General features: G+C 62.6%; 11 protein-coding genes. 10 read left to right on the top strand and 1 reads right to left on the bottom strand.

All coding sequences use genetic code 11. The annotated features are described in order from the left end of the window. Positions 1–105 precede the first annotated feature (105 nt). Genes PspCFBP13528_RS03295 through PspCFBP13528_RS03305 form a run of 3 tightly spaced genes read left to right on the top strand, consistent with a single transcriptional unit; the run spans position 106 to position 2571 of the window. On the top strand, positions 106–1131 hold the full coding sequence (locus tag PspCFBP13528_RS03295) for a phosphotransferase (protein ID WP_137199637.1): 1026 nt from the start codon (positions 106–108) through the stop codon (positions 1129–1131). Next, positions 1128–1802 (top strand): N-acetylmuramate alpha-1-phosphate uridylyltransferase MurU, encoded by a 675-nt coding sequence (gene murU, locus PspCFBP13528_RS03300; RefSeq protein WP_065950911.1) that lies wholly within the window; start codon positions 1128–1130, stop codon positions 1800–1802. Before PspCFBP13528_RS03295 ends, murU begins: the two co-directional genes overlap by 4 nt. A 1-nt stretch (position 1803) precedes the next feature. Further along, positions 1804–2571, top strand: coding sequence for a TerB family tellurite resistance protein (locus tag PspCFBP13528_RS03305; protein ID WP_065950910.1), 768 nt, complete (start codon positions 1804–1806; stop codon positions 2569–2571). A gap of 148 nt (positions 2572–2719) precedes the next feature. On the opposite strand, the gene PspCFBP13528_RS03310 is transcribed toward PspCFBP13528_RS03305, so the two are convergent. Further along, on the bottom strand, positions 2720–3688 hold the full coding sequence (locus PspCFBP13528_RS03310; RefSeq protein ID WP_101219904.1) for an alpha/beta hydrolase family protein: 969 nt from the start codon (positions 3686–3688) through the stop codon (positions 2720–2722). A 77-nt stretch (positions 3689–3765) separates the two neighbouring features. Here PspCFBP13528_RS03310 and PspCFBP13528_RS03315 point away from each other — a divergent pair, with 77 nt between their 5' ends. The 7 genes from PspCFBP13528_RS03315 to PspCFBP13528_RS03345 all read left to right on the top strand — a co-directional run bounded on the left by PspCFBP13528_RS03315 (position 3766) and on the right by PspCFBP13528_RS03345 (position 12328). After that, positions 3766–5760: a transporter substrate-binding domain-containing protein gene (locus PspCFBP13528_RS03315; RefSeq protein WP_101219905.1), complete on the top strand. Its 1995-nt coding sequence runs from the start codon at positions 3766–3768 to the stop codon at positions 5758–5760. Positions 5761–5782: 22 nt separating this feature from the next. Next, positions 5783–6412: a response regulator transcription factor gene (locus PspCFBP13528_RS03320; protein ID WP_065950907.1), complete on the top strand. Its 630-nt coding sequence runs from the start codon at positions 5783–5785 to the stop codon at positions 6410–6412. A gap of 204 nt (positions 6413–6616) precedes the next feature. Continuing rightward, positions 6617–7729, top strand: coding sequence for an ABC transporter ATP-binding protein (locus PspCFBP13528_RS03325; protein WP_065950906.1), 1113 nt, complete (start codon positions 6617–6619; stop codon positions 7727–7729). A 43-nt stretch (positions 7730–7772) separates the two neighbouring features. Further along, positions 7773–8813, top strand: coding sequence for an ABC transporter substrate-binding protein (locus PspCFBP13528_RS03330; protein WP_101219907.1), 1041 nt, complete (start codon positions 7773–7775; stop codon positions 8811–8813). A gap of 86 nt (positions 8814–8899) precedes the next feature. Continuing rightward, positions 8900–10126, top strand: a complete 1227-nt coding sequence (locus tag PspCFBP13528_RS03335) for an ABC transporter permease (RefSeq protein WP_065937056.1) — start codon at positions 8900–8902, stop codon at positions 10124–10126. A 12-nt stretch (positions 10127–10138) separates the two neighbouring features. Then, positions 10139–10963 (top strand): ABC transporter permease, encoded by an 825-nt coding sequence (locus tag PspCFBP13528_RS03340; RefSeq protein ID WP_065950903.1) that lies wholly within the window; start codon positions 10139–10141, stop codon positions 10961–10963. 216 nt (positions 10964–11179) lie between these two features. Next, entirely contained in the window at positions 11180–12328 is a 1149-nt protein-coding gene (locus PspCFBP13528_RS03345) for an iron-containing alcohol dehydrogenase (RefSeq protein WP_101219909.1), read from the top strand. Positions 12329–12398: the final 70 nt, after the last annotated feature.

The following is a 12398-nucleotide window of genomic DNA, read 5'->3' on the forward strand; positions in this document are numbered from 1 at the left end:
CCATCTGCCCGCGGTTTGGGCCGCACGCCTCTCGATGGTCTGAAAAAGATGCGTGATAATAAAGCATGCCCCGCTTGACGGCTAGCGCCGTCGGAGACCCTTGTAATGCCCGAGCACGATCTACGTTTACAACAGCTGGAAGTCTGGCTGGATGAGCAGTTGCCGATTCTCTTCAACGCTCAGGACTGGGGCGCCGTACCCCCGGCCACATTGACCGCGGCCAGCAGTGACGCGAGTTTCAGGCGCTACTTCCGGTGGGAGGGCGGGGCGCATACATTCGTCGTGATGGACGCGCCACCGCCCCAGGAAAACTGCAAACCTTTCGTCGATATCGCGCATTTGCTCGCGAAATCGGGAATTAATGTGCCAAAAATTTATGCAGAAGATTTGCCCCGTGGCTTTCTTTTGCTCAATGACCTGGGCCGAAAAACCTACCTGGACGTGATTGACGCGCAAAACGCCGATCAATTGTTCGCCGACGCCATCGATGCGTTGCTGGCGTTCCAGCAGTTGCCGATGGACGCGCCGCTGCCCAGCTATGACGTCGCCTTGTTGCGTCGCGAGCTCGAGTTGTTCCCTGAATGGTACGTACGCCGGCACCTGGGTATCGAGCTTGATACCCGGCAGCAGGCCCTCTGGCAGCGGGTGAGTGAGCGGTTGATCGAAAGCGCCCTGGCCCAGCCCAACGTGCTGGTGCACCGCGACTATATGCCGCGCAACCTGATGATCAGTGAACCCGGTCCTGGGGTGCTGGATTTCCAGGATGCGGTCTATGGCCCGGTGACCTATGACATTACCTGCCTGTTCAAGGACGCCTTCCTCAGCTGGCCCCAGGCCCGCGTGCGCGCGTGGCAGCGCGGCTATTGGGAACGCGCCGGGCAGTTGGGCATCCCCGTGCAGGATGATTTTGAAGACTTCCTGCGCGCCAGCGACCTGATGGGCGTGCAACGTCACCTCAAGGTCATCGGTATCTTCGCGCGGATCTGTCACCGGGATGGCAAGCCGCGCTATCTGGCGGACGTGCCGCGCTTCTTTGCCTATATAGAAGCGGTGCTCGCCGACCGACCTGAGTTGAGCGACCTGGGCGAACTGCTCGGCAGCCTGCGCCAACCCGCCGAGGCTTGCGTATGAAGGCGATGATCCTGGCGGCCGGCAAGGGCGAGCGCATGCGCCCGCTGACGCTGCATACGCCCAAGCCGCTGGTGCAGGCAGGCGGCAAACGGCTGATCGAGTATCACCTTGAAGCGCTGGCCAAGGCCGGCTTCACCGAGATCGTGATCAACCATGCCTGGCTCGGTCAGCAGATCGAAAGCTATCTGGGGGACGGTGCCCAGTTCGGCGTGCGTATCCGTTATTCAGCCGAAGGCGAGCCGCTGGAAACCGGCGGCGGAATTTTCCAGGCGCTGGCGTTGCTGGGGGACGAGCCGTTCCTGGTGGTCAACGGCGATATCTGGACCGATTACGACTTCAGCCAATTGAAGCGACCGCTCCAGGGCCTGGCCCATCTGGTGATGGTCGACAACCCGGCGCATCATCCGTCCGGCGGTGACTTCCACCTGAGCGACGGCGTGCTTCATGATGCGGCGCCCGGTGCCGATAACCTGACCTTCAGTGGCATTTCTGTGCTTGACCCTCAATTATTCGCGGGTTGCAGTGCGGGTGCCTTCAAGCTTGCGCCGTTGTTGCGTGCGGCGATGACCAAAGGTCGGGTAACGGGTGAACACATGAAGGGACGCTGGGTGGATGTTGGAACGCTTGAACGTCTGGCGCAGGTCGAAACCTTGCTGACAGCAGGACGATAGGATGTTGTGGCCAGGGACGCTGATCGGCGCCGGGGCTGGCTTTGCGATTGCCAGCATCCCGGGGGCTTTGTTGGGTGCATTGCTGGGGCAGGCGCTGGACCGGCGCCTGCAATTGCACAGCTGGGCGCAGTTACGCGAACGCCTTGGCGGGCGCCCCGCGTTGCGCAACGACGAATTGTTGTTCGTGCTGCTGGGGCGTCTGGCCAAAAGCAATGGGCGCATTGTGGACGGGCATATCCAGCAGGCGCGCCAGGAAATGCGTGCGCTGGACATGACCGAGCCGGCCCAGCGCCGGGCCATCATGGCCTTTAATCGCGGCAAGTCCGGCACTGACCGTGTCCGCCGTTATCTGCGCGTGCTCAAGGCGCAACCCCATGCCGCCGAGGGGGTTCTACGTGCCTGTTGGCGCATGGCCTGGGCCGATGGCCGGGCGGATGATACCGAGCGTGAGCTGATCCAGTTGTGGGGCAAATGGCTGGGCTGGACGCCGCAGCAAATCCGCGCGTTGGCTTCCGATTACGCGCCGGCGCGCAAGCCGTTGGCCAATCGTGGCGGGGCTTATCAGGAAGCGCTGCGGATTCTGGGAGTGACGGCCACCGCTGAGCCCTCGGTGATCAAGCACGCCTATCGCCGCTTGCTCAGCCGCCACCACCCGGACAAGATCGCCGGCAGTGGCGCCAGCCCCGCACAAGTGCGCGAGGCGACCGAGCGTACCCGTGAGTTGCATAACGCTTACGCATTGATTCGCGAGCGGCGGGACTTTCGTTGAGAGTGCCAGCCTGAGAACGCCGATCGAATGTGGGAGGGGGCTTGCCCCCGATGGCGGAGTGTCAGTCAGCACGTGTGGCAGCTGATACACCGCTATCGGGGGCAAGCCCCCTCCCACATTGGTTATTCAGCACTTTCGAAAAATGTGTTCAATCGGCCTGCGGGCTCAACCAGCCGCGAACTCTGCGGTACAACTGCTCCTGCTCGGCGGCATCGTTGCCGGGCAGGGCGTGGAGTTGCACCGGCTTGTAGCCGTCATTCTTGCCGCGTTTGGCCGCCTGCATACGGGCCAGTGCATTTTTGCCGTCCTGGGCGCCGTCCTGGTAGAACACATCCGCGGTAGGCACTTTCAACGCCGGCGCCAACTGCTGCAGGTCCGGTTGACGAGCGGCGGGTGTCTTCCCGGCCACCATCACCAGTTTCTGCACCTGGGCGGGTTGTTTCTCGCTCAGGTAGCGCGCAGCCCACCATGCACCGGTGCCGTGACCGAGCAGTGCCACACTGCGGGCGCCCTGGGTCTGGGCGAAAGCGACGGCAGCGTCGATGCGGTCGAAGATACGTTTGGCGTCGGTCTTGTCCTGTTCATCCGCGCCCGGTACCACCGCCGGGTCAGTGCCTTCGGCTTCCGCGCTGGCAGCCTGTTCGACGGGTTTGGCGACCGTGCTGCCGTCCTTGCTGCTGGTATCGACCGCCGCTTTGGGCGGCTCGATGACGCGTGGCGGCAAGGTGTCCAGGTTGACGTCCGGCAATGACAGGCTGAGGGTGCCCCAGGCAGCGTCCGGCAGTTTACGGCGCAACGGGCCGATTGCTTGCGGCCAGTCGGCATTTTCGCCGGCGCCTGGCACGATAATCACCACACCTTGGGGGTCGGCTCCGTTGGCGGGCTTCCACAGGGCCAGGAACGACTCGCTGCCGGCCTGCAATTGTTGTTGTTCCTGTTGCGCAACCTGACGTTCGAGCGCGCGCGCTTCTGCCTCGCTGCGCTCGGGCAAGGGCTGGCGCTCGGCGGGTTTTTCCGCGACGGCTGCTGGCGCATCGGCGGCTTGAACAGAAAAGGCGCTGGTAAATAGCAGCGACAGGCACAATGCTGGCAGTGCCGAACGGTTTCGAGGTGGCATCGTTAAATCCCGGCCAGAAGTGATTCCAGCAGCCTAATGGGTTGATCGGTATTTGTCAGTGATGTGAGACGTGGATCATGGGTTTTCGCTTGCTGCTGGTTATCGGCTGTCTGTGTGTTGCCTTGATGGGCAACGCCGCGCCTGCTCCCGTCGTGCCCCAGGCGCAGCTGAATGCGCAGCAGCGTGCGTGGCTGGCGCAGCACCCGCAACTGCGGGTGGGCCTGGTATTGCAGGCGCCTTACGCGCAATACGACCGACGGCTGCAGCGGTTGTCCGGGGCCAATGTCGAGTTGATGCAATGGCTGGCCAAGGCGCTTGGCATCGAGCTGACCTGGCGCAACTTTCCCGATCAGCAGCAGTTGGAAGCCGCCGTGCGCGATGGCGAGGTGGATATCGCTCCGGGCCTGCAGCAAACCCCGGCCGGCTTGCGCCTGTGGTTGTTCAGCGACCCTTATATGCGTGTGCCTCAGCATATCGTCGGTATTCGCGAAGGCGGCGGCGCGGTGGAGCTGGAAAAACTCGACGCACAATCGCGCATCGCGGTGCGCATGCCCAGCACGGTGGCCGATTACCTGCGCAGTACGTACCCCAACCTTAACCTGCAAGGCGTGCCCATGGAGCGCCAGGCCCTGCAGTTACTGGTGAGTCGGCAGGCGCGCTATGCAGTGGTGGATGAGGCGCAACTGGGGCGGTTGTCCGGCGAGGCGGAGTTTGCCGGGCTGGCGGTGGTCGGCGATATCGGCTTGCCGCAGTTGCTGCGAGTGGCCACTCGGCGTGAATGGCCGCAGCTGGCCGGCATCATGCAAAGCGCCTTGCGGGCGATACCCGCCCGCGACCTGGATCAATTGCACAGCCGCTGGCTGCAACCTCAGTACCCGCGTTTATCGGACGCCATGGGCTTGTGGAAAAACCTCAGCGTGCTGTTGGGGCTGATGCTGCTCGCCAGCCTCGCGGCGGTGCTCTGGCAGCGCCGCCAACAGCGTCACCTGGAGCACGACCTGTTGGCGGCGCGGGAGGAAAGTGCAGCGCGCGCCGCTGGCGCTGAAGCCTTGCGCCTGACGCAGTTTTCCATCGATCAAAGTACGGTCGGCATCCTGTGGGTGAATTGGGACAGTCACGTGCGTTACGCCAATCGCGCCGCCGAAACCATGCTCGGCTATGGCGCTGGCGCATTGATCGAGCGACCGCTGATCGATTTCGACCCGACGTTGACCATGGACCGCTGGCTCAATCTGTGGAAGCGTGGGCGTGCCAGCGAGGAAGGCGCGCAGACCTTCGCCACCGACTGCCTGCGCGCCGACGGCAGTATCCTGCCGGCGGACGTATCGTTGAGTTTTCTGCGCTTTGCCGACGGCGAGTACCTGGTGGTTTACCTGACTGACGTCACCGAGCGCCGCCGTTATGTGGCCGCCTTGCTGCAGAGCGAGGCACAGTTGCGCGAATTGTCGGCCCACCTGGAAACGGTGCGCGAAGAAGAAAAGGCGCGTATCGCCCGCGAGGTACACGACGAACTCGGGCAGATGCTCACCGTGCTCAAACTGGAAACCTCTATGTGTGAATTGGCCTATGCGCAACTCGACCCGGGCCTGAACGAGCGCTTGAACAGCATGAAGCGCCTGATCGCCCAGCTTTTCCAACTGGTCCGTGATGTCGCCACCGCGCTGCGCCCGCCGATTCTCGACGCCGGCATTGCCTCGGCCATCGAATGGCAGGCGCGCCGTTTCGAAGCGCGCACGCAGATTCCCTGTCTGGTACGCGTCCCGGAAAACCCGCCGGTACTGAGCGACGCCAAGGCCATCGGCCTGTTCCGCATCCTGCAGGAAGCGCTGACCAATGTGATGCGCCATGCCCAGGCGCATACTGTGGAGCTGACGCTGGGCGTAGATGGCCCGAACCTGCGACTGACCATCAGCGATGACGGAATCGGCTTCGTGCAGGCGCAGGGGCGAGCGGTGTCGTTCGGCCTGGTCGGCATGCGTGAACGGGTGCTGATCATGGGCGGGCAGTTGAGCCTGGTCAGCGAGTTGGGGGAGGGCACCACCCTGAGTGTCACGGTGCCGTTGGATGCCTGATAACAATTAAGAGGAAACCCCTGTGATCCGCGTACTGGTAGCCGAAGACCACACCATTGTCCGAGAAGGCCTCAAGCAATTGATCGGCCTGGCCAAGGACCTGCTGGTGGTGGGCGAAGCGAGCAATGGCGAGCAATTGCTGGAGACCCTGCGCCATGTGCCGTGCGAGGTGGTGTTGCTGGATATCTCCATGCCCGGCGTGAATGGCCTGGAGGCTATCGCGCGTATCCGGGCGCTGAGCAACCCGCCGGCGATCCTGGTGTTGTCCATGCACGATGAGGCGCAAATGGCTGCTCGCGCCCTCAAGGTCGGCGCGGCCGGCTATGCCACCAAGGACAGCGACCCGGCACTGCTGCTGATGGCGATTCGCAAGGTCGCGGCGGGCGGGCGCTATATCGACCCGGACCTGGCAGACCGCATGGTCTTCGAAGTCGGCCTGACGGATTCACGCCCCTTGCACTCGCTGCTGTCGGAGCGCGAGTTCTCGGTGTTCGAACGTCTGGCACAAGGCGCCAACGTCAACGACATCGCCCTGCAGTTGGCCCTGAGCAGCAAGACCATCAGCACCCACAAGGCGCGCTTGATGCAAAAGCTCAATATCACCTCCCTGGCCGAGTTGGTGAAATACGCCATGGAACACAAGCTGCTGTAGCGGCGTATCCATTAACGACACCTCGCAAGCGCCGCCCGACACGGGCTTGCCGCTGCACTGTCCCATGCCCGTCATCCGGGTAGGGCGATCCCTACCCCGAACCTTCCATCCGGCTGATGCGATTCTCTCCTGGCCCCCGATTTCCGGGGCCTCGCGCCTGGACTACGCTTGTGTCACAGCGGTCCAAAACACAAAGGTGCGGGTATGAGCGAGGCGGATACAAATGATGTGCTGGTCAGCTTTCGTGGCGTGCAGAAAAGCTACGATGGCGAAAACCTGATCGTCAAAGACCTCAACCTGGAGATTCGCAAGGGCGAGTTCCTCACCCTGCTCGGGCCGTCCGGTTCGGGCAAGACCACCAGCCTGATGATGCTGGCCGGCTTCGAAACCCCCACCGCCGGCGAAATCCAGCTGGCCGGACGCTCGATCAATAACGTGCCGCCGCACAAGCGCGACATTGGCATGGTGTTCCAGAACTACGCATTGTTCCCGCACATGACCGTGGCCGAGAACCTGGCGTTTCCCCTGTCCGTGCGTGGCTTGAGCAAGACCGACATCAGCGAGCGGGTCAAGCGCGTGCTGAGCATGGTCCAGCTCGACGCCTTCGCCCAGCGCTACCCGGCGCAACTGTCGGGGGGCCAGCAACAGCGGGTGGCACTGGCCCGCGCATTGGTGTTCGAGCCGCAACTGGTGCTGATGGACGAACCCCTGGGTGCCCTCGACAAGCAATTGCGCGAACACATGCAGATGGAAATCAAGCACCTGCATCAGCGCCTCGGCGTGACCGTGGTGTATGTGACCCATGACCAGGGCGAAGCCTTGACCATGTCCGACCGTGTGGCGGTGTTCCACCAGGGCGAAATCCAGCAGATCGCCGCGCCGCGCAGCCTGTATGAAGAACCGAAGAACACCTTTGTGGCCAACTTCATCGGCGAAAACAACCGCCTCAATGGCCGTCTGCACAGCCACACCGGCGAGCGCTGTGTGGTGGAGCTGGCGCGCGGAGAGAAGGTCGAGGCGCTGGCGGTGAATGTCGGCGCGATCGGCGGCCCGGTGACCCTGTCGGTGCGTCCGGAGCGCGTCAGCCTCAATGGCGCAAGTGACCGCTGCATCAACCGTTTCTCCGGGCGGGTGGCGGAGTTCATCTACCTGGGCGACCACGTGCGTGTGCGCCTGGAAGTCTGCGGCAAGACCGATTTTTTCGTGAAACAACCGATTGCCGAGCTGGACCCGGCCCTGACGGTCGGCGACGTAGTACCGATTGGCTGGCAAGTCGAGCACGTTCGCGCACTCGACCCACTTCTAGAGGCGAATTGATCGCCCCCTGGCTTCACCAACCCTGCACGTGGAGAGCACAACAATGTTGAGATCCCTTAAGTATTCGGCCCTGGCTATCGGCTTGATGGGCGCGACACAGGTCATGGCAGGCCCGGACCTGACTGTCGTTTCCTTTGGCGGCGCGAACAAGGCGGCCCAGGTCAAGGCCTTCTATGCCCCGTGGGAAAGCGCGGGCAACGGCAAGATCATCGCCGGTGAATACAACGGTGAGATGGCCAAGGTCAAAGCCATGGTCGACACCAAGAGCGTGTCCTGGGACCTGGTGGAAGTGGAGTCGCCGGAACTGTCCCGTGGCTGCGACGAAGACATGTTCGAGCCCCTGGACCCGAAACTGTTCGGCAACCCCGCCGACTACGTCAAAGGCGCGATCCAGCCCTGCGGCGTGGGCTTCTTTGTGTGGTCGACCGTGCTGGCCTACAACGCCGACAAACTCGCCAGTGCACCGACCAGCTGGGCGGATTTCTGGGACACCAAGAAATTCCCCGGCAAGCGCGGCCTGCGCAAAGGCGCCAAATACACCCTGGAATTCGCGCTGATGGCCGACGGTGTAGCGCCCAAGGACGTCTATAAAGTGCTGGCCGGCAAAGATGGCCAGGACCGTGCGTTCAAGAAACTCGACGAACTCAAACCGTCGATCCAGTGGTGGGAAGCCGGTGCACAGCCGCCGCAATACCTCGCCTCGGGCGACGTAGTGATGAGCTCGGCCTACAACGGCCGGATCGCCGCCGTGCAGAAAGAAAGCAACCTCAAAGTGGTGTGGAACGGCGGCATCTACGACTTCGACGCCTGGGCCATTCCAAAGGGCCTGGCCAAGGACCGCGCCGAAGCGGCGAAGAAATTCATCGCCTTCTCGGTGCAGCCGCAACAGCAGAAGATCTATTCGGAAAACATCGCCTACGGCCCGGCCAACACCCAGGCCGTGCCGCTGCTGGCCAAAGACGTGCTCAAAGACATGCCGACCACCCCGGAAAATATCGCCAACCAGGTGCAGATCGATGTGAGCTTCTGGGCGGATAACGGCGAGCAGCTCGAGCAGCGCTTCAATTCCTGGGCCGCTAAATAATCCATGTGGGAGGGGGCTTGCCCCCTCCCACAGGGGATCTGTTGTGTTTGACAGATTGCATCCACTTTCAAGACCCGGAGTTTTCCATGGCCCTCGCCATTCCCACCCTCAAGCAGCGCCTGGCCCGTGCCGAGCGGCTCAATCGCTGGAAAGCCCAGGCCTTGATTGCGCCGCTGGTGCTGTTTTTGCTGCTGGTGTTTCTGGTGCCCATTGTTGCGCTGCTCTACAAAAGCGTCGGCAACCCGGAAGTGGTGGCAGGCTTGCCGCGCACGGTGGTGGCAGTGACGGCCTGGGACGGTCGTGGCTTGCCCGGCGAGTCGGTGTACCAGGCGCTCAGTGAAGACCTGGGCGAAGCGCGCAAAAACCAGACCCTGGGCGATCTGTCCAAACGCTTGAACATGGAACTGGCCGGCTATCGCAGCCTGCTGACCAAAACCGCGCGGGCGCTGCCGTTCACCGACGCGCCGGCCTCTTATAAAGCTGCGCTGGAAACCCTCGACGAACGCTGGGGCGACCCGGCGTACTGGCAGGCGATCCGACGCAATACCAGCAGCCTGACGCCTTACTACCTGCTGGCGGCCGTCGATCACCGCATCGACGACCTGGGCGAAATCGCGCCGGCCACACCCGACCAGGCGATCTATCTGGATATCTTCGCCCGAACATTCTGGATGGGCCTGGTCATCACTGTGATCTGTCTGCTGCTGGCCTATCCCCTGGCATACCTGCTGGCCAACCTGCCGGCGCGTAAAAGCAACCTGCTGATGATCCTGGTATTGCTGCCGTTCTGGACCTCGATCCTGGTGCGGGTGGCGGCGTGGATCGTACTGCTGCAATCCGGCGGCCTGATCAACAGCGCCCTGATGGGCATGGGCCTGATCGATACGCCGCTGGAGTTGGTGTTCAACCGTACCGGTGTGTACATCTCCATGGTGCATATCCTGCTGCCGTTCATGATTCTGCCGATCTACAGCGTGATGAAGGGCATTTCGCCAACTTACATGCGTGCGGCGATTTCCCTGGGCTGTCACCCCTTCGCCAGCTTCTGGCGCGTGTACTTCCCGCAGACCTACGCCGGTGTCGGTGCCGGCTGCCTGTTGGTGTTCATCCTGGCGATTGGTTACTACATCACCCCGGCCTTGCTGGGCAGCCCGAACGACCAGATGGTCAGCTACTTCGTGGCCTTCTATACCAACACCAGCATCAACTGGGGCATGGCCACGGCGTTGGGCGGCTTGCTGCTGCTGGCGACGGTGCTGCTGTACCTGATCTACAACCGGCTGGTGGGCGCCAGTCGCCTGCGCCTGAGCTGAGGAGACCTTGCAATGCTGAGCCCATATAGGTCACCGGTGGAGCGGCTGTGGTTCTACAGCCTGCGGATTCTGTGCGGCCTGATCCTGCTGTTCCTGATCCTGCCGGTACTGGTGATCATCCCGCTGTCGTTCAACAGCGGCAGTTTCCTGGTGTACCCGTTGCAGGGCTTTTCGCTGCAGTGGTATCAGGACTTTTTCGCGTCGGCCGAATGGATGCGCGCCCTGCGCAACAGCCTCATCGTCGCCCCGGCGGCCACGGTGCTGGCGATGGTGTTCGGCACGCTGGCGGCGATTGGCCTGACGCGCGGCAACTTCCCCGGCAAGGCATTGGTGATGGCCCTGGTGATTTCGCCGATGGTAGTGCCGGTGGTGATTATCGGCGTGGCCAGTTACCTGTTCTTTGCCCCGCTGGGGCTGGGTAACAGCTTCTTCTCGTTGATTGTGGTGCACGCGGTGCTGGGTGTGCCGTTTGTGATCATTACCGTGTCGGCGACCTTGCAGGGGTTCAACCACAATCTGGTGCGGGCGGCGGCCAGCCTGGGCGCGTCACCGTTGACCGCGTTTCGCCGGGTGACCTTGCCGCTGATCGCGCCGGGGGTGATTTCCGGTGCGCTGTTTGCATTCGCCACCTCGTTCGACGAAGTGGTGGTGACATTGTTTCTCGCCGGGCCGGAGCAAGCTACCTTGCCCAGGCAGATGTTCAGCGGCATCCGTGAAAACCTCAGCCCGACGATTGCGGCGGCGGCGACGTTGCTGATTGGGTTTTCAGTGGTGCTGTTGCTGACGCTTGAATGGCTGCGCGGACGCGGCGAAAAGCTGCGTACTGCCCAGGTCTGAAGCCTCGAACAGAGCAAAATGTGGGAGAGGGCTTGCCCCCGATAGCGGTGTATCAGTCTCAGATGGCTGGCTGATACACTGCTATCGGGGGCAAGCCCCCTCCCACATTGGTTATTTGTTCATTCAGATGATGACCATTCAGCTCTTGAATGGCAGACAACCCATTTGTCTCAGCTACTCTTGTGCCAGCCCATCTCTCAATAAGAGGCCGCGCACATGAGTACTTCCTCATTCAAGATCGCCCATAAACTGCTCACCGGCGCTGGCGCCATCGAACAGCTCGCCACCGAACTCACCCGCCTGGATGTGGATAACCCGTTGATCGTCACCGATGCCGTGCTGGTCAAGTCCGGCACGATCGCGCTGGCGCTCGAGCACTTGGGCGGGCGCCCTTATGAAATTTTCGACCGCGTGCTGCCCGACCCGGAAATCGCCATTGTCGAAGACTGCATGCAGGCCTACCGCGATGGCGGGCACGATGGCCTGATCGGCGTGGGCGGCGGCAGTGCCATCGACATCGCCAAGAGCGTGGCCGCTTACGCCGGTTACCACGGCGCCCTGGCGGATTTGTTCGGTGTTGACCAGGTACCGCGCAAGGGCCCACCGTTGATCGCCATTCCCACCACGGCGGGCACCGGCTCGGAAGTGACCAACGTGGCAATCCTCTCGGACAAGGTCGCCCAGCTGAAAAAAGGCATCGTCAGCGACTACCTGCTGCCGGATGTGGCGCTGATCAGCCCGCAAATGACCCTCACTTGCCCCCGCAGCGTCACCGCCGCCAGTGGTGTCGACGCGCTGGTGCATGCAATTGAGTCCTACCTGTCGCTGAACGCCTCACCGATCACCGATGCCCTGGCGATTGGCGCGATCAAGCTGATTGCTGGCGCACTGCCCAAGGCTTACGCCAACCCGGCCAACTTGCAGGCCCGTGACGATATGGCCACCGCCAGCCTGATGGCCGGCATGGCCTTCGGCAACGCGGGCGTGGGCGCAGTGCATGCACTGGCGTATCCGTTGGGCGGCCGGTTCAACATCGCCCACGGCGTGAGCAACGCCCTGTTGCTGCCCTATGTGATGCACTGGAACAAGCTGGCCTGTGTCGAACGGATGCGCGATATCGCGCAGGCCATGGGCGTGAATGTCAGCGGGCTGAGCGTGAATGATGCCGCCGATCAGGCTGTCGAGGCGATGACGCGACTGTGCGCCGCCGTCGAGATCCCTGCCGGCCTGCGCAGTTTCGGCGTGCCTGAGGAGGCTATCCCGGCGATGGCCACCGAAGCGGCGGGCATCGAGCGCCTGATGCGCAATAATCCGCGCCAGCTCAGCGCGGCCGATATCGAAAAAATCTACCGGGCGGCATATTAATCGTTGAGTGAGGTCACGGTGCGCAGGGCAAAGCTGAGGTATACAATGCGCGCCATCGTGATTTAGCTCA

Source organism: Pseudomonas sp. CFBP13528 (genome assembly GCF_005233615.1).
Classification (GTDB): Bacteria; Pseudomonadota; Gammaproteobacteria; order Pseudomonadales; family Pseudomonadaceae; genus Aquipseudomonas; species Aquipseudomonas fluorescens_AM.